This is a genomic window from Rosenbergiella epipactidis (genome assembly GCF_018494055.1).
GTDB lineage: Bacteria > Pseudomonadota > Gammaproteobacteria > Enterobacterales > Enterobacteriaceae > Rosenbergiella > Rosenbergiella epipactidis.
Window position 1 is genome coordinate 149,721 of record NZ_JABBFQ010000005.1, and the last position, 19,858, is coordinate 169,578.

17 protein-coding genes and 5 pseudogenes are annotated in these 19,858 nt (G+C 46.5%); 11 read left to right on the forward strand and 11 right to left on the reverse strand.

The features are described from left to right. The first annotated feature begins 10 nt into the window (after positions 1–10). From HGT71_RS15845 to tnpA, 6 genes and pseudogenes are all read left to right on the forward strand, one after another. Entirely contained in the window at positions 11–166 is a 156-nt protein-coding gene (locus HGT71_RS15845; protein ID WP_241596750.1) for a hypothetical protein, read from the forward strand. Between the two features lie 586 nt (positions 167–752). Beyond that, positions 753–1,313: a recombinase family protein gene (locus HGT71_RS10025; protein ID WP_214217643.1), complete on the forward strand. Its 561-nt coding sequence runs from the start codon at positions 753–755 to the stop codon at positions 1,311–1,313. 49 nt (positions 1,314–1,362) lie between these two features. After that, a pseudogene (locus HGT71_RS10030) lies at positions 1,363–4,372 on the forward strand (Tn3 family transposase). 89 nt (positions 4,373–4,461) lie between these two features. After that, complete coding sequence (locus HGT71_RS10035) at positions 4,462–5,319, forward strand: MobA/MobL family protein (RefSeq protein ID WP_214217644.1); 858 nt, start codon at positions 4,462–4,464, stop codon at positions 5,317–5,319. A gap of 12 nt (positions 5,320–5,331) precedes the next feature. Continuing rightward, a complete protein-coding gene (locus HGT71_RS10040) occupies positions 5,332–5,925 on the forward strand; it encodes a tRNA modification GTPase (protein ID WP_214217645.1) in 594 nt (197 codons plus the stop codon). Positions 5,926–6,207: 282 nt separating this feature from the next. Continuing rightward, positions 6,208–6,545, forward strand: a pseudogene (tnpA, locus tag HGT71_RS10045) (IS200/IS605 family transposase). A 133-nt stretch (positions 6,546–6,678) separates the two neighbouring features. On the opposite strand, the gene HGT71_RS10050 reads toward tnpA, so the two are convergent. The 6 genes from HGT71_RS10050 to HGT71_RS15850 form a co-directional block, all read right to left on the reverse strand. After that, complete coding sequence (locus HGT71_RS10050) at positions 6,679–7,536, reverse strand: MBL fold metallo-hydrolase (RefSeq protein WP_214217646.1); 858 nt, start codon at positions 7,534–7,536, stop codon at positions 6,679–6,681. A gap of 186 nt (positions 7,537–7,722) precedes the next feature. After that, complete coding sequence (locus HGT71_RS10055; RefSeq protein ID WP_214217647.1) at positions 7,723–8,229, reverse strand: phenolic acid decarboxylase; 507 nt, start codon at positions 8,227–8,229, stop codon at positions 7,723–7,725. Positions 8,230–8,434: 205 nt separating this feature from the next. After that, a complete protein-coding gene (locus tag HGT71_RS10060) occupies positions 8,435–8,710 on the reverse strand; it encodes a Txe/YoeB family addiction module toxin (RefSeq protein WP_214217648.1) in 276 nt (91 codons plus the stop codon). Further along, the gene (locus tag HGT71_RS10065; protein WP_214217649.1) at positions 8,691–8,936 is read right to left on the reverse strand and encodes a type II toxin-antitoxin system Phd/YefM family antitoxin; all 246 of its coding nucleotides are present in this window, start codon (positions 8,934–8,936) and stop codon (positions 8,691–8,693) included. The genes HGT71_RS10060 and HGT71_RS10065 overlap by 20 nt, the downstream gene beginning before the upstream one ends. A gap of 469 nt (positions 8,937–9,405) precedes the next feature. Then, on the reverse strand, positions 9,406–10,170 hold the full coding sequence (locus HGT71_RS10070) for an NADPH-dependent F420 reductase (protein WP_214217650.1): 765 nt from the start codon (positions 10,168–10,170) through the stop codon (positions 9,406–9,408). Then, positions 10,167–11,381: an NAD(P)-binding domain-containing protein gene (locus tag HGT71_RS15850; RefSeq protein WP_244986480.1), complete on the reverse strand. Its 1,215-nt coding sequence runs from the start codon at positions 11,379–11,381 to the stop codon at positions 10,167–10,169. The genes HGT71_RS10070 and HGT71_RS15850 overlap by 4 nt, the downstream gene beginning before the upstream one ends. Positions 11,382–11,592: 211 nt before the next feature. Between HGT71_RS15850 and HGT71_RS10085 the strand changes: the two are divergent. Both HGT71_RS10085 and HGT71_RS10090 read left to right on the forward strand, forming a co-directional pair. Further along, a pseudogene (locus HGT71_RS10085) lies at positions 11,593–12,063 on the forward strand (Tn3 family transposase); the annotation flags it as partial. A gap of 25 nt (positions 12,064–12,088) precedes the next feature. Further along, positions 12,089–12,484 (forward strand): annotated as a pseudogene (locus tag HGT71_RS10090) (ABC transporter substrate-binding protein); the annotation flags it as partial. Between the two features lie 50 nt (positions 12,485–12,534). Here the strand turns inward: HGT71_RS10090 and HGT71_RS10095 are convergent. The 4 genes and pseudogenes from HGT71_RS10095 to HGT71_RS10110 all read right to left on the reverse strand — a co-directional run bounded on the left by HGT71_RS10095 (position 12,535) and on the right by HGT71_RS10110 (position 17,236). After that, on the reverse strand, positions 12,535–13,335 hold the full coding sequence (locus tag HGT71_RS10095; protein WP_214217652.1) for an SDR family oxidoreductase: 801 nt from the start codon (positions 13,333–13,335) through the stop codon (positions 12,535–12,537). A gap of 144 nt (positions 13,336–13,479) precedes the next feature. After that, a complete protein-coding gene (locus HGT71_RS10100; RefSeq protein WP_214217653.1) occupies positions 13,480–14,349 on the reverse strand; it encodes an alpha/beta hydrolase in 870 nt (289 codons plus the stop codon). Positions 14,350–14,379: 30 nt separating this feature from the next. Next, a pseudogene (locus tag HGT71_RS10105) lies at positions 14,380–16,652 on the reverse strand (TonB-dependent siderophore receptor). 134 nt (positions 16,653–16,786) lie between these two features. Then, the gene (locus HGT71_RS10110; RefSeq protein ID WP_214217654.1) at positions 16,787–17,236 is read right to left on the reverse strand and encodes a DUF4385 domain-containing protein; all 450 of its coding nucleotides are present in this window, start codon (positions 17,234–17,236) and stop codon (positions 16,787–16,789) included. A gap of 249 nt (positions 17,237–17,485) precedes the next feature. Here HGT71_RS10110 and HGT71_RS10115 point away from each other — a divergent pair, with 249 nt between their 5' ends. The 3 genes from HGT71_RS10115 to HGT71_RS10125 all read left to right on the forward strand — a co-directional run bounded on the left by HGT71_RS10115 (position 17,486) and on the right by HGT71_RS10125 (position 19,227). Further along, positions 17,486–18,037 (forward strand): GNAT family N-acetyltransferase, encoded by a 552-nt coding sequence (locus HGT71_RS10115; protein WP_214217655.1) that lies wholly within the window; start codon positions 17,486–17,488, stop codon positions 18,035–18,037. A gap of 66 nt (positions 18,038–18,103) precedes the next feature. Then, positions 18,104–18,820 carry an aspartate/glutamate racemase family protein gene (locus HGT71_RS10120; RefSeq protein ID WP_214217656.1) on the forward strand — a complete coding sequence of 239 codons (717 nt, stop codon included), beginning with the start codon at positions 18,104–18,106 and terminating at the stop codon, positions 18,818–18,820. After that, positions 18,817–19,227, forward strand: coding sequence for an ASCH domain-containing protein (locus tag HGT71_RS10125; protein WP_214217657.1), 411 nt, complete (start codon positions 18,817–18,819; stop codon positions 19,225–19,227). The genes HGT71_RS10120 and HGT71_RS10125 overlap by 4 nt, the downstream gene beginning before the upstream one ends. 2 nt (positions 19,228–19,229) lie before the next feature. On the opposite strand, the gene HGT71_RS10130 is transcribed toward HGT71_RS10125, so the two are convergent. Next, positions 19,230–19,847, reverse strand: coding sequence for a LysE family translocator (locus tag HGT71_RS10130; RefSeq protein WP_214217658.1), 618 nt, complete (start codon positions 19,845–19,847; stop codon positions 19,230–19,232). Positions 19,848–19,858 lie beyond the last annotated feature (11 nt).

A 19,858-nucleotide genomic window follows, 5' to 3' on the forward strand; every position in this document is an offset into this window, starting at 1 on the left:
GGGACAACTTATGAATAGTGCACTCTTTTTAAGAGATACCCCCGTCTGGGTATGGATCCTGCTGGCTTTTTTACTGCGACGCGGCTTTGCTGCTCTTTATGACCGGGAGATGACAACCGGACGGTTGTTTTTTCTTCCGGTAATTTTTCTTGTCTGGGGGGCATAGGGTGTTATCACTGAGACAGCACTTGCTGGCGCAAGCCTTACAATGATGGCAGTTGGACTGCTCGCAGGTACCGCTCTTGGATACAGGTTGTGGCGCTCACAGCCACCGCTGAGAAATTCAGATAATCCGGGCATGATTATCAGGGCCGGGACGCCGCTGACCCTGGGGCTGATTGTGATTACTTTTTGCATGAAGTTTATACTTACCTCAGCCATTTATCTGCAGCCGGGATTACGGTCATCCGCAAGTTTTTGTATGTTGTTTGGCGGTGTGACGGGACTTGTTGATGGCGTATTCTGGGGGGGGGCCCTGAGACTTTTCATACCCTGGTACAGCAAAAAATGATTAACCGTAACTGCCTGTAATTGAAGCCCCACCGACCCGCTATCAATTGTTGTTGGCTTACGCCAGATGAAACTGAAATTTTCTCCTGTGGTAAGCGATGGACGTCCAGTTAGAGTATACCCTAACTGGACGTCAGGCCTGATAATGAAAAACTGTCAGAGTAAAGTCACTCTGACTATTTATTGACAGTGATAATTAAAGGTCATGGATTCTTTTCTGACACATTCAGTATTGGAGGCGTATGAAAGGTCAACGTATTGGCTATATCCGGGTAAGTAGCTTTGACCAGAACCCAGAACGGCAACTGGATCAGACTCAGGTGGATAAAGTCTTCGTCGATAAAGCATCCGGTAAAGATACTCAGCGGCCAGAGCTGGATTCACTGTTGTCATTCGTGCGTGATGGAGACATCGTGGTGGTTCATAGTATGGACCGGCTTGCTCGTAACCTGGATGATTTGCGCCGTCTGGTACAAAAGCTTACCCATAAAGGTGTGCGTATCGAATTTGTTAAAGAATGTCTGACATTCACTGACGAAGATTCACCAATGGCAAACCTGATGCTCTCAGTAATGGGGGCTTTTGCCGAGTTCGAGCGTTCTTTAATCCATGAACGTCAGCGTGAAGGCATAGCTTTAGCCAGGCTACGTGGAGCTTACCGTGGACGGAAAAAATCACTGTCCTCAGAACAACAAAATGAAGTTCGACGGCGAGCAATGGATGGTGAGAAAAAAGCCCAGCTTGCTCGCGAGTTTGGTATTAGCCGTGAAACGCTGTATCAATATCTGAAACAGTCTGATTAACATCTCATTTTTATGTATTCGTATATGATCCGTAGCCAGGGAAGCACTTTTGCCAGCAGATTTTTTAAACGCGGAACAACGTGCCAGTTATGGTCAGTTCTCTGGTGAGCCTAATGACATTCAGCTTGCTCGTTTCTTTCTGCTGGACGAAGTGGATATGGATTTCATTAACAACCGGCGCGGAAGGGCAAACCGTCTGGCAGTGGCATTGCTGATTGCCAGCGTTCGATTTCTTGGCACATGGCCTTATGACTTGTCGGCGATCCCGACCAACGTACTGTGGTTTGTTGCCCGACAGTTGGGAATATCCGATACGGGCGTTCTGTCCGACTACTCCAGAAGAGAAACTACGCTGCGTGAACATCAGGCACTGATCCGTCGTCAGTATGGCTATCGTGATTTTTCGTGGCCGTGGACTTTCAGATTGAGCCGGTTACTGTTCACCCGCAGCTGGCTTAGCAACGAACGACCGGGTCTGCTTTTCGATCTGGCTACCAGTTGGCTTCTGCAAAATAAAATACTGTTGCCGGGCGTCACCACGCTGACCCGTCTGATATCGGAAATACGTGAAAAATCAGCAGACAGGCTCTGGTCACGTCTGTCCGGGCTGGCATCAGGCGAGCAGTGCTCATTACTTGAAGAACTGTTACAGGTGCCTGACGGAGTACGTACCTCACGTTTTGATCAGTTAAGAAAAGGTCCTGTTGCCATCAGTGGCCCAGCATTTAATCAGGCCGTTGCGCGCTACCTGAAACTGAAAGCATTTGGCATGCAGGATCTCGACTTCACCGGTATTCCTCCGGTGCGTTTCAATGCACTCGCCCGGTATGCTGATATGATTTCAGTGTACAAAATAGCCCGGATGCCGCCCGCAAGACGAACAGCTATGCTGGTTGCCTTTGTCCGTTCCTGCGAAATATCAGCGCTGGATGACGCGCTGGACGTTCTGGATGGAGTTATCGCTGATATCGGCCGGGAGGCGAAAAAAATTGGGCAAAAAAAACGACTGCGAACACTGAAAGACCTTGATAAATCAGCATTAGAACTGGCAAATATCTGCTCGATGCTTCTGGATGAAAATGTCGACAGTGAGTTGCTCCGCTCGACAATATTTAAAAAATTCCCTCCGGCCAGGCTGGCCGACACCATCACATTTATAAACGCGATTGCCCGGCCTCCTGACGCCAATTTTCACGATGAAATGGTGGAACAGTATGGAAGAGTCCGCCGTTTTCTTCCCTGTTTGCTGGAAAATATTGAATTCAGCGCCGCTCCGGCAGGTGAAACAACGCTGGAGGCTATACGCTACCTTGCGGCGATCCGATCAACCCGGAGGCAGCTTATTGATGATGCGCCAATGGCTGATAATTACCGGCCCCTGGAAGCGACTCTGCTATGGCAAAGACGGTCATTTATCCCGACAGGGCTATACCCTCTGTTTTATGAATAAGTTACAAGACAGCCTGCGGCGACGGGATATTTACGTCGCACGGAGCGAACGTTGGGGAGATCCACGGGCTAAACTTCTCCAGGGTCAGGACTGGCATACCAACAGAGTGCAGGTGTATCGCTCCCTCGGACATCCCCTCAACGCCGGAGAGGCCGTCAATGCGCTGACCCGGCAGCTCGACACGGTGTACCGACAGGTCGCTAAAAATTTTTCTGATAATCAGGCCGTTTCGCTGGATTTCACAGGTAAACGCACGAAGCTGACCATTGCTCATCTGAACGGACTGGATGAGCCGCCGACCCTGAAATTACTCTCAAAACGTATATCTGACCTGCTGCCTGTTGTCGATCTGACCGAACTCCTTCTTGAAATTAACGCGCATACAGGGTTTGCAGATGAATTTACCCATGCAAGCGAAGTGGGCGCGCGTATGGATGACCTGACCGTCAGTATCTGTGCAGTATTGCTGGCTGAAGCCTGTAATATTGGTATGGAGCCCTTTATTCGACCCAATATTCCAGCGCTGACCCGTTATCGTCTCAGCTGGACCAAACAAAATTATCTCAGGGCAGAAACGCTGGTAAAAGCAAACGCCAGACTGGTTGATTATCAGTCTACCCTGACTCTGGCTCAGAAATGGGGCGGTGGTGAGGTGGCCTCTGCGGACGGTATGCGATTTATAGCCCCGGTACGAACGGTCCATGCAGGTCCCAACCGAAAATATTTTGGTTCCAGCCGTGGGATCACCTGGTACAACTTCATTTCAGATCAATACTCCGGATTTCATGGCATTGTCGTTCCTGGCACGTTGCGGGATTCTATATTTGTACTGGAAGGCCTGCTGGAGCAGCAAACCGGACTCAACCCGACAGAGATAATGACAGATACAGCGGGTTCCAGTGACCTGATCTTCGGTCTTTTTTGGTTGCTGGGCTATCAGTTTTCACCCCGTCTGGCCGATGCCGGGGCTTCTGTATTCTGGCGAGTGGATAAAGATGCAGATTATGGCGTACTGAATGACATCGCCCGCAATGCTGCTAATGCCCGGAAGATAGAGCAACACTGGGATGACATGATGCGTATGGCCGGTTCTCTGACGCTGGAGACAATCCGGGCGTCAGTTTTGATTCGTTCGTTGCTGAGCAGCGATCGCCCTTCAGGGTTAACACAGGCAATTATCGAAGCCGGAAAAATAAATAAGACACTGTATCTGCTTAATTATATTGATGATGAAGATTACCGACGTTGCATTCTGACCCAGCTTAACCGGGGAGAAAGCAGACATGCTGTCGCCAGAGCCATTTGTCACGGGCAGAAAGGCGAGATCAGAAAACGCTATCATGACGGGCAGGAGGAGCAACTGGGCGCTCTGGGGTTGGTAACCAATGCTGTTGTGCTCTGGAATACCATTTATATGCAGGCCGCGCTGGCACATTTACGTGACGAGGGCGAAACCCTTAATGAAGACGATGAATCCCGGTTGTCACCACTGCGACATGCGCATATCAATATGCTGGGTCACTACACATTCACTCTGGCAGAGCAGGTAACAAAAGGACAGCTAAGACCACTTAAGCAAGCGGAAGAGAGCGATGAATGGCCTCTATAATTGTCTATTGTCATGGCAATGAAAATACCTAGTTGGTTAAAAAACGTACTTAGCGTACGTTTTCGTACGGTTGGGCTTCAGACCCCGATGTGCAGCGCCTGGCGTTGGTCCGTGACTTCGTGTCACAGGAAATCGGTGAGCGTCATGCCTACCAATTTGCCATTCATAATCCCAAGGCGGCGATTGCCGGCGGCGAACAACCGCATGCCCATATCATGTTCTCAGAGCGTCACTGTGATGGTATTGACCGTGACCCTGAGCAGTATTTCAAACGGGCCAATAGCAAGAATCCTGAGCGCGGCGGGGCAAAAAAGGTACGCTTTGGGGAAACGCCGACCGAGCGTAAAGCCTATCTTACCGAGCAGCGCAGTCGTTGGGCTGATTTACAGAACGCCTATCTTGAGAAGTATCAGCATGATGACCGCGTTGATGCGCGGTCGTATAAAGCGCAAGGCATTGACCGACAACCTGAACGCCATCTTGGACCTTATCAGGTCAGACAGCTCGATATTGCCCAGTTACAAGCCGTCATTGACCGGCGTGAGGCCGAGTTTGTTGCGGTTGAACAAAAAGAAAAGTTACAGGGTGCCATTGATGTGACCAGTTCACTGCACAGTGTGTTACGCGAACGCGATGAGGCACAGCGAACCTCGCCAGTAGTTGAGCGTGAACAGCGCCAGTCAGGTAAGGCAAACCAAGATGAGATTAATAAACTTGTTAATACAGCGATGGGCGATATTCAGCAGGACATTGACCTGCAATCGCTGATTGATTCATCAATGGCTGAGTTTGCCGGTATTCATCAGCAACAACTCAAGCAACAAGAACAACTGAAACAAGCGAAGCTGCAAAAGCAGCGCGAAGTTGAACGCCAAAAACAGGCTGAGAAGCTCAAACAGCAGCAATCTCAGCAACTGAAACCGAAAAGCCGTGGCCCAAGAATGTAACAGGAGACTGTGATGGACGACCAAATTAAGAAAATAGCGGCCTTAATTGGCCATCAGCAACAGCAAGAAACCCGTGTGACGGCGTTAATCGAAGCCTTTGAGAAAGAGTCTACTTTACTGAGAGAGGAAAATGCGAAGCTCGCCGGCGCAATACGTTCGCTGTCACAGGCGACCGGTGATGTGACGGATACCGTTAGACAATCTGTGAGTCGGGGAATTTCACAAGTCTCGGAAGAAGTGAAATCTGTGGCACTTGAAAAGCAGAAGCCGGTTATCAGTGTATTGACTCAGGTGGTTAACGAGGCGCGAGAGTCTGTGAAGTCAATTCGACGTGAAGCTGCGTGGTTTTATTGGAAATCAGCGTTCTGGACTGTATTGTTGGGTTTTACGTTATTAACTGGAATTCTGATTGGATTTACTTACTACCTAAATCATGGATATCAGCGTATCGCCGATATGCAAGCGATGGAAAAGCAGTGGGAAAAGAAGGCGCCGTTAGCTAATATCAGTACATGTGATGATAAGCCTTGTGTTGAAGTGACGGGAACTGAATATTCTAATAAAAATGGAGATCGCTTTTATCTAATTAGACAGGACTTTAAATAGGTGTAACCCTCTATTTAAGTAGTTTACTAAGCTTAATTCATATCATGAAGCTCTAATTTTATTTTATTGACATATCTAAACTACCTCCTAGGGAGTTGGTGATTGAACCTGTAAGGATATAGCACTGAAGAGTGCCAATATTGGAATATCTCTACTTACTCACCACAATTAAAAGGAGAAAAGCCGACATGGTGATTTACAGAATTTCATCACATGTTTACTGGCGTTGTAAATACCACATTGTATGGACCCAAAGTATCGTTTCAGGATCTTGAAGGATAAATGGGAAAAGATCTTTATAGGATAATCTACATTCTTGGCGGAATAAAAGATTGTGAGGTTCTTGAGCTAAATGTTCAGCCAGATCATGTAAATCTTGTTGTTATCATTCCACAGAAAATATCGATATCAACTCTGATGGGGTATTTGAATGGCCGTAGTACACTCAAGTTGTACAATCGTTTCCCACATATAAGAAAGAAAATATGGTTAATAACTTTTGGTCACGTGGCTACTTTGTAGATACTGTTGGGGTAAACGAGGAAATTATCAGACTGTATGTTAGGCATCAGGAGGAAACGGAACAAACACATGAACAGCAGATGGAGTTGCTTGAGTAGTAAGCGGAATGTGATAATAGCCCTCTGTAAGGGGCTATTACTATAAATAAAATATCCATAGCCCTTTTATTTTATGTCAGGGCGTGAATAAACCATATGTGATTTGGTTTATTCCATCAAATAATTATTTAAATCACAGTGATGACTTTAACTCCCTTAAGCTTTCAGGCCAATCACCAGCCCATTCATACTTATCCTTCAATATTCTAGCGCTATATTCTAAGCAAATTCTTATTGGTAGGCCAGGGTAAATTCTATCCATTTCATTTATTACATCTTTACTATTATTAGTTTCTTTTAGTACTTTAAGGAAATCATTTATATAAGTGCGAGTGAAAGATATGGAGGCAGGGCTGAATGATGAGTTAACTCTAGCGTGACCAGGGATGATAATTTTTGCTTTTAATTTTTCTAAATCATCTAAGCTCTTCATCCATTTATTTATTCTTTCAGGTGTTCTCATGTCAGCGATCCAGACGTGCACATCGGAAAAGATAACATCTGAAGCAATTAAAGTACTTATTGATGGGATCCAAAGTGGTGTTATTTCTATGCAATCACCCCCCATCGGGTCTAAAATTATAATTTCCTCCCCCTCTAGCTGTAATGTCTTTTCCTTTATCTCATTTATTTCGAATTTGTTTTTTGCTCCATTTTCTTTTAAAGTATCAATGCCCCAGTATTTTATTTTAAAGTCATATGCTTGATTTATATCATTAGCTATTTCTTTATAAGAAATAACTTTGGCATCAGGGTATTTCGCCTTAATCACCTCTAATCCTAAATAATGATCTGGGTGTAAATGAGTGATGAATATACTTGTTATATTTTTTTTTGACTCAATTATTTCAGCTAGTAATCGATGAGCATTTGAGAGCGTAAATTGTGCATCAACCAAAATAGCATCATTTTCGCCCATAATTAGTGTTGATGTTACTCCGAAACCATTATGCTCATCACTTGCTATGAATGTCTTTGTAGATAAGGTCATATTTAATCCTTTTTTTCTGAAATGGTGAAGTTAACAAATACATCAATATAGATATTTTCCTTTTCCAAAAGATGCTTTTTTTTGAATTTATTTTGTGATTTTTTTAATATGTTTCTTTGTGAGTTTTTCGCATTTTTTTGTTTTGAAAAATACAGGATTTAATATTAAAATCCTGTATTTAAATAATTATTTGTTGTCGAAATAATTGTCAGGAAGTTGGCCTGGAGGTACGCAAATAACTGAGTCGTTATCAATGCCTTCATTTTTCATATAAGTAACTTTTGCAAATTCTGGGATGACTACATAAGGGTATGCAGGCCCTTCATCGCGAAATTTATTCATATCGTCAATGAAATCATTCTGATAGCAAATAGTTTTTTCTGGGTGTTGTCCTTTTCCTGCTATCCATTGAGGGAAGAAAATGGTCCCGTGAATAATTTTACGTTTTAAATCAAATAGCAAACTAACGCATGTCCCTGTTGGCTCATGCCAATCCACTTTGTAAATGCCGGGGGCAAATTGTACTGCATTCATCTTTTGATTAGTTACCCATCTACCGCCGACTAACCCCTGATGAATGCGATAATCACAGGTGTTATCATTTCGTGCATACCATTCATATTTCCATCCATTATCGTATGTATATACAAAATGGGTACCGACAAATTCCGATAAGTCTTTTGATTTATTCATTTTTTTTCCAAAAAACAAGCTGTTGAAGAAAAGTTCATGAATTATCTTATTGCATTATTGAGTTAATTTAAATAGCTAATAGTGCTTAGTATTTAAACATTTACTTCTTAGTGCTTTTTATGAAAAGCAGCTCTATTTTACATAAGAGTGCTGTTGCGCACCGTATGAATAAACCCCAGTGAAAACTGGATTTCTAGCTAGTTTTTTATTTATCACCGTAATAGTAGCGAGCAGCATAGATGATTACTTCACCATTTTCGATGGAGTAAACTAAACGATGGGTCTGGTCTATACGCCGCGAATAGAGGGCTGGATCTTTATGGTGCCTTAATCTTTCAGGCTTTCCTATGCCATTTAAAGGGTCTGATTCTATGTCTTGGAGTAGTTGCCTGACACGCTCAAACTTTTTTTTGTCAGTATCTCGCCAGTAGTTGACATCATCAGCGCTATTTTTAGTGAACTTAATATTCCACTTTGACAAATTCACCGAGCTCCGCCTGTTTCATTGCTTCATTGATATGATCTGCGTTAATTGGATTACTGAATAAATAAATTGTTTCTATTAAGGCTTCGTATTCAGCAGCATCAATCATGACAATATCAGGGGCATCACGGCGCATTACGCGTACTGGTTCTGCATCATCGGTAACGCGCTTCATTGTATCTGCGAAGTGCTTACGAGCATCCGTAAAAGTGATTGCTTGCATATTGAGTGTTCCTCTATGTTTGAAATACAGAATAATACATGTACGTTATCAGGTACAATAATTTACTCATAAACCAGTTTCGTGTGTTTTAGAGAGGCTTATGATGAATGCAACTAGTGCTATTCCATGCTACTTGCATGTTATTATATGCCTCCTTGAATCGTTAATTTATTCGGAGAGTTATGTTGAATTGCACGAATTGTACTAAGCCTCTCAACATCTCTATTAGGAGTGATGACGGTACCTTAAAATCATGCCCAAGATGTTCTCAAACACATGGTTCAATGCATGTTTTTAGGAAGTATCCAGAGAAATTTGATACTAGGGGTCAGTTTGGATATCGAAAATTATTGTACGTTAAGGTGGTTTTTTGTACCTCTGAGCTGTGGTAGAGCACAGGCAGCTTTGAGCGATAAGCAGACATTTGCATTTTCGCTCATGCATCGATAAATGAAATAAGGTTTCCGGATTACATAAAAAGAGCCCGGTGTAATCGGACAATATAATCTGCAGTCGGATTGGATCGTTTATCACCCATTCGCTCCTGAATTGCCTGAACAGCAATATCCCGACGGGCAGGCAGTCGTGATTGTTCCGTTAGGGCAAGTGCAGACTTCATTTCAGCATAAGTGAGATCTGTACAGTAACACGGTGCGCCCGGCTGTTGCCGCCACGACTCCTCAAGCGTACCCGCATCGAAGGCGTCAACTCCTGTTTCACTGACAAGGCGCATTACCACTTTCTTGTGTTCTTCGATATTCCCCGCGACAGGAATTGAAATACGTCCCACCGCACCCTCTGTTGTACCTTTATTCGCAAGGGAATCTGAACCTATTGCATTCCACGCCTTTACCAGAGGACGGTTAAGGAGCTGTGCCACCCACAGGCTTTCGACCTGACCATCTGAAAACGTATCAATGTTGTCGTCGCGATGGGGATAATAGTTCGACGTATCAGCAACGATAACATCCCAGGATAATTTCCGTACCAGAGACGCTATATCCACAAGCTTTGCCATAGGTATGGACAGGATGACAACTTGTGCATCCTGCATGGCACTTGCTGCATCGGCTGCTTCGGCTCCCGTTGCAAGCACGTCGGGGGCTATCGTTTCAGGCCCACGTGAATTTGCGACCTTAACGGAGTGACCAGCAGATGCAAGGCTGCGGGCAAGCGTTTTACCTATATGACCGGTCCCCAAAACAGCAATCCGGTACTTTTCATGATTAATCATAATGTTCCCTTTTTGACTGGGGCCGTTACTGCGCGATTACGTTTGATGATGACATCATGGGTGAGCTGATCGCCTGCGGACATGAACTCTTTGATCAACGCATCTCTGTTCAGTGGTGCGCGGGTTTTATCCGCTGACTGGAGGGCAGCTTCAAGCTCTTCAGCATTTAGTTCTGTGCAATAGGCTGGCGTACCGGGCTGTTGTCGCCATGATTCGCTGAGCGTACCGGCGTCAACTGCATCGAAACCTGTCTGCCTGACCAGTTCCATCACAACAGATTTTGCAGCCGGTGCATCACCTGCAACCGGGATCGCAATACGGGACGGTGAACCGACAGCTAACCCTTTCTCTTTCAGCGTCTCGGCCAGAACGGCGTTCCAGGCTTTTATAAGAGGACGCCTGACAATTTCACTGGCGTAAACACTTTCAGGTTTGCCTTCACGGATTTCACGAATATCTCCGTCGCGGAAGGGGTAGTAATTAGACGTATCAATGACAATCACGTTGTCCGGGATATCGCGCTGGAGTTCAGTAAGTTCAGCATGCTTGTCAAAGGGTATGGAAAGGATGATAACGTCTACATCGCGAACGGCCTCCTGGCGCTCAACTGCCACTGCCCCGACCTTTTGCGCCAGCTCTGCAATTGTTTCCGGGCCTCTTGAGTTCGCCAGTTTGACGGTGTGACCTTGCCCGGAGAGCTTATGTGCCAGCGTTGAACCAATATTTCCTGCGCCAATAATGCCTATTTTCATACCAGTACCTTTTGTCTGAGTGGAAGAGGTTCGATTATCAGCAGGATGAGCAAAGCCATTCAGGGTATCCCTTAACTCCTCGAGCTTTACATCCGATAACTGACAGGCTGATTTGATTCTTTCGGTTACTTGCCACAACTCTTTTTGCAACGCGTGTCCGTTATCCGTAAGGGTAATGAGAACCCGCCTTTCATCGGTACGGTCACGCGTTCGGATTATGCGACCAGCAGATTCAAGCCGTTTGAGAAGGGGTGTAATTGTACCGGTATCCATACCGAGTTTATGACCAATATCCCCCACACTGCGTGGTGTGCCGTTATACAACTCCAGCATGACCAGATACTGCGGAAAAGTGAGCCCCAGTGGGTCCAGGAACGGCTTATGTAACCGGTTCATGCGGTTCGCTGCACCATAGAGTGCAAAAGAAAGCTGTGTCCCTATTTCCTGTCGCGACTGCATATTCGTACTCCAATAATTTATCTTGCTGCTTATTATCTGGCGCGCTAGGTAAAAGCATATAGTAATCTTTTCGTCAGTGAAAGAGTGATGAATAAGAAATTTGTGCGGTTTACAATGCCCACAAATCAGGTAAGAAAAGCCAATACCAGCGTGGTGCTATAGCTCTGTGTAAGTCGAACAGGTTCGCTTTTGGCACAGACCGGCCAATACCAAGCAAAACGGACTTACCAAAGCACTGAGGGAAATTGGCCGTATTGAACGAACGCTGTTTATGCTCGACTGGTTCCGCGATCCGGCACTGCGTCGGCGGGTACAGGCGGGACTGAATAAAGGAGAAGCCCGTAACGCGCTGGCGCGTGCGGTATTCCTGCACCGCCTGGGTGAAATCCGGGACCGGAAACCGGAAAATCAGAGCTATCGCGCCAGTGGACTGACGCTGCTGACGGCAGCTATCTCGCTGTGGAATACCGTCTACATGGAAAGAGCGGTCGAGGCCTTGAAGCGTAAAGGGCTGAAGATCAACGAGCAACTGCTGTCGCATTTGTCGCCGTTGGGCTGGGAGCACATCAATCTGACAGGCGATTATATCTGGAAAAGCAACCGGATACCGGCTTCCGGTAAGTTTCGTCGGCTGAGGCCAGCTAAAGTAGAGAGGTCAAAAAATAGCCTTAACGTACAATAATTTTCGATATCCAAACTGACCCCATATAAAGCTCCAACCGGTGCCTGAAGCCGAGCTTTGGGGAAAAATGCGCAGTCGCCAGTTCCAATCTATTTTCACTTACTGGGGCGCGGATTATATCGATCCCAATACCAATGCCAGCACCTTTGCCTATAACGTGCCGAATGGTCCGAAAACCTTGGCGTGGCGAGTAGGCTGGTCTATTCCACAACTCAGTGAATTGACACAACAGGCCGCGGCGACCAGCGATGCAGGGAAGCGCCGAGCGCTCTATGGGCAGATTCAGACTAGCGTGATGCAAGACTCTCCCTTTGTTGTTGCCTTACAAGGCGCACAACAGGTGGGGTTACGCAGTAATATTGAGGGGGCACAGCAGAGTTTAGGGGTCAGTATGCTCTATTTTGACCAGATCGCTAAATAGCGAAGTGAATAGGGGGTAGCGTCGACCCTACCCCCTTTCAAGCAGTAGCGTTAGCCATTACCTCTGAATTCAGGGTATAAGCTCATGCCGCCATCAATAAAGAGTGTCGAACCGTGAACGTAGTCAGACAGATCACTGGCCAGCCACACCACCGCATTCGCCACATCCTCTGAGGCACCGATACGACCATAAGGAATTAACTCCAGCAGCTTCTTCGCCGCGTCCCCTTCGGTGTTCTCGGCATTAATTGCCGTTGCGATAGCGCCCGGGGCGATCGAGTTCACTCGAATCTGCTCTTCGCCAACCTCTTGCGCGATACTGCGCATCAGTAGATCCACCCCACCTTTTGATGCGGCATAGTTCACATGACCCGCCCACGGGATAAGTTGGTGGACAGAGCTGACATGAATAATTTTGCCGTTCGCACGACTGACCTGGCGCTGACCTTTCTGTTTACGGAACTGTAATAACGCCGCTTGCGCCGTCAAAAATTGGCCGGTGAGGTTAACATCGATGACCTTTTGCCAATCTTGTAGCGTCATATCACCAATTGCTGCGTCTTTTTGCAGCCCTGAGTTTGCCACCAGAATATCCAGTCCACCAAAGTGTTCCACTGCCTGAGCAATTAAGTGGTTAACATCATCTTGCGAGGAGACGTCACCTTGCACCGCAATAGCTTGACTACCTTGTTGGCGAATTTCCTCAGCCAGCTTCTCGGCAGGCTCGGCTTGGCTATTGTAATTAATCACGACACTGGCTCCGGCGGCGGCAAGCCCTTTTGCACAGGCATAGCCTAGACCCGAACTGGCACCGGTTACGAGGGCGACTTGATGAGTTAACGATATTTGCATGGTGACTCCTGAGCGAGTTTCAATAAGAGTGAAGCATGGTATTGAGTATAGGACAGGACGGGAAATTTGATCGGATTCACAAAAAACAGCGATAAAGCGACAGTTCCGCTCGATAAGGAGCGGAACATGACTGGATGATGCTAACTACTGACTCACCTTTTTAAGAGTATCCTGCAGCGAAGCACCGAACATTGCCCCATGGCTCAACCCAGAGTAATGGACGATAGAGATACCCAGACCTTGTTTTTGCCATTGAGCAACCCGTGGTGACAAATCGATGGCAGGCTGAGCCCCCGCTCTCGCCGGCTGTGAGGATCCCACCATCAACGTGAGAGTAGCCGGATTCACCGTTTGCGCTTGAATATCATCGACTAAAAATTGATACCCCTGACCCAACGATGGGCTAGCGGCAAAGTAGTGACTAAATCGGCTGGAGTGCAGATAAGTATCCATGACAAAAAGCCCCCCAAAGGAGTGTCCCCATAATGATCGTTTTGCCTGATCGATCGGTAGAGACGCTTCGCTCTGCGGGATGATTTTCTGTTCGAGTAAGGCGCGGAAAATCGCACTGCCGCCGCCCACTCGTCCACGGCCTAGCATCGAGTTCCCCTCAGTAGTGCTTCGGGCGACAGGGGTATAATCGAATGACCGCGCTTTCAGGTCAAAAGGCAGTGGCGTATCGTAGCCAACAAACACCAGTACCGCTGGGTTTTTCTCGCTGATGCCCTGAAGCTGCGACTCATTGAGACGACTCAGGCTCGAGTTACCGTCCAACAGATACAGAATCGGGTACCCCTGTGCAGGGGCCGGTTTCTTCGGTACCGCGACCCAGATTTTGTGATGCCGCTGGGTATCCACCGACTCAACTTTATAGGTCTTAAAACGGTAGAACGACGATCCCTGTTCGGCAATAGAGGGGCCTAGAGGCGTCATGTCCGGCCTTGAAAAGGCACTCGGTGAATTAACCAACATTAACAACAGTATCACCACCGCTTTTCGATAAAAACCTACCATGACGTCCTCATTTTTTATTCAGCGTAAAGATTAAAAGTGCATACCGACTTCCATATAATATGTCCGACCGGACTCATTATAGGTATTGGCCCCCGCTCCCCAGAGATAGGCACCCGTGGTCGAGTTGCCTGTGGTTTGCGCATTACCCTCACGGAAATGGCGTTTATCAAACAGATTATCGATACCCGCCGTTAAATCAATGTTCTTATTGATAGTGTAGGTTCTACTCATACCGACAATCGCATAAGGAGAGACTTCACGCGTTTCACTGCCTGAGGTTCGCTCACCTTGGTAATTATATTTTTTCGGCTTTTGGCGACCGTACCACGTTAAGGTACCCTCGAAAGATAACTTATTCGTTGCCTGCCAATCTAAGGTCGAATTTATCGTGTATTTAGGGATAACCGATAAATAATCATGAGTGGTCTTATTTTCATTCTTCAGAATATAAGTCAGGTTATTTTTCAGTGTGAGGCTATCGGTGATTGGGAAATTAAGCGTCCCCTCAATCCCTTCCACCACTGCTTTCGGTACGTTTTCCCATTTATAAATGTTGGCAGTACCATTGTTATATTCACTGGTATAACCGGCTTCAATTTTATTATGGTAATCGTTGCGGTACCAGGTCACGCCTGCCTGCACATCATGAGCATTATGGTATTCGATGCCAATTTCTTTATTCACGCTAGCTTCAGCACTGAGATCCTTATTACCTTGCAGGTAACAACTGCCACCGCCGTAACAGCCTTGACCGTTGCTGTATAACAGATAGTTAGGATTGGTTTGATAAAGATTCGGCGCTTTCCACGCACGAGCAATCCCCATTTTCAAGGTAAAATCGCTCCCCAACTCTTGGGAGAGGTTTAAGGATGGGCTCCAGTCTCCACCGGAAATACTTTGGTGGTTAAAGCGAACGCCCGGGACGAGTTTAGTGCTGTCGGTCAGCTGCATATTGTCTTCAGCGAAAATGCCATAGATATCCGCTGAGCTATATTCAGAGCGCCCGGTACTGGAAATACCGTCAACGCTCCCCGCGCTGGCCGTCACCGTATTAGAGGTTGGATCTCGCATCGCTTGGTGATTGAATTCTGCCCCCACCGTGAGCACATGATCGACCCATGCTTGGAAAGGAATACTCACATCGGAGTGCACGTTGGTATCGTAGAGCGTGATGGTTGAGAACCCAGTATTCGTCGTACTGAAGATACCGGATGCGCCACCCGATAGGCCTTCATTTAGCCGCGTATTACGCGTTTTTTCAAACTGAACGTAGTTATTGGTGGACACCCCATTATCCCAAATCCCGGTATATTTGAGCGCCAACGTTTGCCGATAGAGGACGTTAGTTTCGTTACCGTAATTCGCTTTCACCAACGCATTACTATTAGTATTTTGGGTATCTCCTGCATAGATATTCCCCTGCCGACTAAACCCAGTATCGAGTTCGATGTTCTGGTTTGGCATAAACTCCCATCGTAATACAGAATGAATTTCACGATTTAATGACCCTTTGCGGGGTAAGTGCCAGCATAGGTCCCTGTACGGGTTTGTGTGTGGCTTTTATTGATATCTTGGGCATCGGCCTGGGTTTTACTCCAGTTACCGTATAGGCGGAAAGTGAGGTTATCAGCCAATTCACCGCTCAAGCTTGCGTTATAGCGTTGAGTCGCCCCTTCTGCTTTATGTTCAGGTGCATTGAAATAAGAGTTAACGCTGCCATGCCACGCTTTGCTAGTTTGCTTAGTGATAATATTGACCACGCCACCCATTGCGCCGTTGCCATATAACGCCGCCGCTGGTCCACGAATAACGTCAATACGCTCAATCATTTCCGGCGGTACCCAGTTAGTATCACCGCGTGTATCACGCTCATCACTCCAACCATAACGAACAGAGTTACGGCTAGTGACCGGCATACCATCAATCAAGATCAGCGTATTTTCTGGCCCCATTCCCCGAATATCGATCTGCCGGTTATTGCCGCGCTGGCCACTGGTGGAGTTACCCGTTAGATTGACACCCGGTTGAGTACGAATGATTTCGGACAGATCTCGCTGGATAGGGTGTTTCTTTATCGCTTCGCTGGTGATGGTCGATACGCCCGGCGCTTGGAGGGTTTGTTGACGTGCCGTGACGACTAATCGACCTTCAGGTTTGGTGTCGCTGGATAACGTACTGGTGCCGGTATCTTTGGTCTCAACAGTATCGGCAGTGTTACCTTCTGTCGCGGCCATCGCGCTAACCTGTAACCCAACCAGAACCAAAGGAATAACAAGCGGACGTATCACTTTTTTAATAAGCATGAGCGTGTACTAGACAGACAGGATAAGAGTGACAGTAGAGTATCTTAATGAATATTAATGTAAATGATAGTGATTAGCATTTACATTTCCTTAGCACTCTCTTTGCTTTAGACCGTCATTCCCGCAGTAAGGGGTTAGCCAAACTGCTGCTGATGCTGCTTTTTACGCTGTAAATAGTCGTTGTCGGCCCTAAGCTTATCCCATGATTGTTTGAAGATCTTCGCTGCCGCCGCTTTCTCCTCATCGAGTTGATAAGGCAGTATTTTTCGGTTCTTATCGTACTTTTTTCCGCCGGGATGGTTGGCATAGCGCCTTGCACGGGTATATCCCATCTGAATAAATTTACGCGCCATATCCATACCGACAAAATCGTCTTGTTGCCGATAATCCTCGAACAATTGCATAATTTTATTGGCGGAGGCGGTTGCGCTGGCGACATCTTTAAATCGCCAATAGGGAAGAATTTCACTTTTATAAGGTTCGACCATCAACACTCCCTGTTCCCCACGCCCCACTTGATAGCGTTCGGGTTCTTTACGGAAATCAATGGTTGAAAAGTCTTGTTGATAGTTGAACGCTTTCATTAGTTACTCACCTTTTTTCGCTAATAATAAAGTATAGGTGAGAGTGAGGCGCAGGAAGGGTTAATCCTCAAATAGGTGACCCGCTCCTCAAAAAAGTGTCTTAACCGAACGTTGAGAAGAGTGAACGGATAATCGGCTCATCATTATTCTTTATTTTACGTTGAGCCGCTTCTCTATTAGGGTGCTGTTCTATTGCGTAGAATTTGGGTAGATTGAATCATGTAATAACATTGCACCCGCCACGTAAGCATGCGCGCAAAGGAATTACCGGTGGATAAGATTGATTCTTTAAGATTGGAATATCGTAGCTTATGCGATACTGATTGGCCTTTATTTTTGCCGTTACATGTCGATCGCCAAGTGATGACTTTTATTAGTGATCCGCTTGATGAAGAAACGATCCGCCGCCATTATTTTGAGCCACGTTTACGACCTTGGCAGCCAGGCTGTAAACACTGGCTTTGCCTAATCATCAGTGAGAAGACCACAGGTATTCCTATTGGTGTAACCGGCTTTATCGAACGCAGTGACGGTATCGCCGAGGTAGGATTTATACTTAAACCTGAGTTTCAGGGGAAGGGTTATGGCCGTGAGTCATTAAAGGATATTATTCAGTTTGCCTTGACGCATTATCACTATCATAAATTAGTGGCGACGGTAACGTCAGGAAATGAAGCCTCACGTCGAACTTTAATCAGCGCCGGATTTCTGCAGGAGGGAACCTTAAGAAAAAACTATTATTTAAAAGGATCTTGGCAAGATGACTGGTTATTTGGATTATTGAGAGAAGAGACGGGATAGTAATTCTTTAATAATAATGCTTTTATGAATATCGACAAAGACGAAAATACCTTAAGAGCCAATATAATGAAAAAAAGTAAAATTGGTATTTTAGCGGGAATGGGACCGCGCTCCACCGCCCCTTTTCTGGAAAAGATTATCGACGAATGCCAACGTCAATATGGCGCGACCTACGATATGGATTTTCCTGAAATGCATATTCTCTCTCTGCCGACGCCCTTCTATCCTGGAAGACCGATTGATTGCGCTAAGATGCGTGAAGCGCTGCAGAAGGGTATTACCGATTTGGTAAAGAGTGGTGTGAGCTTAATCTCAGTCCCTTGTAATCTTGCGCATTGCTATTTTGACGAAATGATTGAAGCTTCACAGGGTATCCCTCTGCTGCATATTGCTGACTCGCTCTCTCCGTTACTGCCACCCCCGCCATCATCAGTCTGTTTACTGGCGACGCTCCCCACCCACGATGCTGACTTTTATCAGCACAGGCTCGGTAATAAGGGGATTACCCTTATCGATTCTGACGCGTTAAGAGAAAAAACCACCGCTCTACTCCCTATCCTTAAAGCTGAGGGATACCAAAACCGCCAGGTCCACGATTTATGGCAGGAGATTGTCGCCGAGATGAGTCGGTTAGGCGCCGAACAGGTGATTATTGCCTGCACAGACCTCAGCCCCTTAGTGAAAATAAGCGATGGATCGTCACTACACTTTATTGATTCTATGGCAGCTTTAGCCACTGAAACCGTTACTGAGTATTTACGTCAAGTTGAGGGCCAATCATGACATTGCTTAATCACCTACAGACCAAATACCCTAATGCACTGGCTTGGGGCTTTGGCGACAGCGCGGCCATGGCTGATGAGCTTGCTAACCATGTGGTTGAAGGGCGTAAAACGGCTTCTTGCGGTTCACTGAGTGCCTACCTGAATGAGGTATCGCCCCCTACGGTCGGCAGCTACCATATTATCCTCAATGGTCGTGAAGAACCGGTATGCGTCATCCGACTGATCGCTATGCGAATAGTGAGGTTCAATAAGGTGGAGGCTGAATTTGCCTATAAAGAGGGCGAGGGTGACCGTAGCCTAGCGTATTGGCAGCAAGAACATAAAGCCTTCTTCACCCGAGAAGGAAGCTTCAGCGAGACCATGGAACTTGTCGCAGAAGAGTTTGAGTTAGTGGAAGTCGTCTAACATTATTTTAGAAGTAGCTTTAGCCCGAGCAACCCTAATATGCCCGCAGAGAGGCGATCTATCGCGACATTATTGCGGAGATAAACACGTTTTGGTAATGCTTGGCTTAAGATTATCGCGACAAATATAAACCATAAAAAATCGATGAAAAACGTCATTCCCGGTACCGTAAAATAGACTATCGTCGAGACATGATGATCGAGTAATGGGGTAAATAAACTCGCAAACACCATAGCCGTATTAGGATTACTCAGTTGCGTAAACAGTCCCCTAAATAAGGCTTGGGTGAAGGTCAGCGTAGGAGTGGCTAAATCCTTTTCTTTCACCTGCGGTTTTTTGTATAAAATGTTGACTGCGCGCCAGAGTAAGTAACCGCCGCCCAGCAGGTTTAAAACCTGATGCAGTCCAGGAATAATGTTCAACACTGCCTGTAACCCAAACAGGGCTATAAACGCAAAGATCATCGCCCCACTTCCCAAGCCGATCGCTACGCCGAGCGAGGCGGAAAATGGCGAGGAGAGTGCGACGCGAGTGGCGAGCAAAAAACTGGCGCCGGGGCTCATGGCTCCCACCCCTATCGCCATACCGATGGCACAAAGCTGAATGAAATCGCCGTCCACTTCTCCTCCTA

Excerpts from the sequence above, each read along its gene's own strand:
- HGT71_RS10120 (WP_214217656.1), top strand. The coding sequence starts at position 18,104 with ATGAAAAAAAGTAAAATTGGTATTTTAGCGGGAATGGGACCGCGCTCC.
- HGT71_RS10125 (WP_214217657.1), top strand. The coding sequence starts at position 18,817 with ATGACATTGCTTAATCACCTACAGACCAAATACCCTAATGCACTGGCT.
- HGT71_RS10095 (WP_214217652.1), bottom strand. The coding sequence starts at position 13,335 with ATGCAAATATCGTTAACTCATCAAGTCGCCCTCGTAACCGGTGCCAGT.
- HGT71_RS10055 (WP_214217647.1), bottom strand. The coding sequence starts at position 8,229 with ATGAATAAATCAAAAGACTTATCGGAATTTGTCGGTACCCATTTTGTA.
- HGT71_RS10065 (WP_214217649.1), bottom strand. The coding sequence starts at position 8,936 with ATGCAAGCAATCACTTTTACGGATGCTCGTAAGCACTTCGCAGATACA.
- HGT71_RS10040 (WP_214217645.1), top strand. The coding sequence starts at position 5,332 with ATGGACGACCAAATTAAGAAAATAGCGGCCTTAATTGGCCATCAGCAA.
- HGT71_RS10050 (WP_214217646.1), bottom strand. The coding sequence starts at position 7,536 with ATGACCTTATCTACAAAGACATTCATAGCAAGTGATGAGCATAATGGT.
- HGT71_RS15850 (WP_244986480.1), bottom strand. The coding sequence starts at position 11,381 with ATGCAGTCGCGACAGGAAATAGGGACACAGCTTTCTTTTGCACTCTAT.
- HGT71_RS10100 (WP_214217653.1), bottom strand. The coding sequence starts at position 14,349 with ATGGTAGGTTTTTATCGAAAAGCGGTGGTGATACTGTTGTTAATGTTG.
- HGT71_RS15845 (WP_241596750.1), top strand. The coding sequence starts at position 11 with ATGAATAGTGCACTCTTTTTAAGAGATACCCCCGTCTGGGTATGGATC.
- HGT71_RS10115 (WP_214217655.1), top strand. The coding sequence starts at position 17,486 with ATGCGCGCAAAGGAATTACCGGTGGATAAGATTGATTCTTTAAGATTG.
- HGT71_RS10070 (WP_214217650.1), bottom strand. The coding sequence starts at position 10,170 with ATGATTAATCATGAAAAGTACCGGATTGCTGTTTTGGGGACCGGTCAT.
- HGT71_RS10110 (WP_214217654.1), bottom strand. The coding sequence starts at position 17,236 with ATGAAAGCGTTCAACTATCAACAAGACTTTTCAACCATTGATTTCCGT.
- HGT71_RS10025 (WP_214217643.1), top strand. The coding sequence starts at position 753 with ATGAAAGGTCAACGTATTGGCTATATCCGGGTAAGTAGCTTTGACCAG.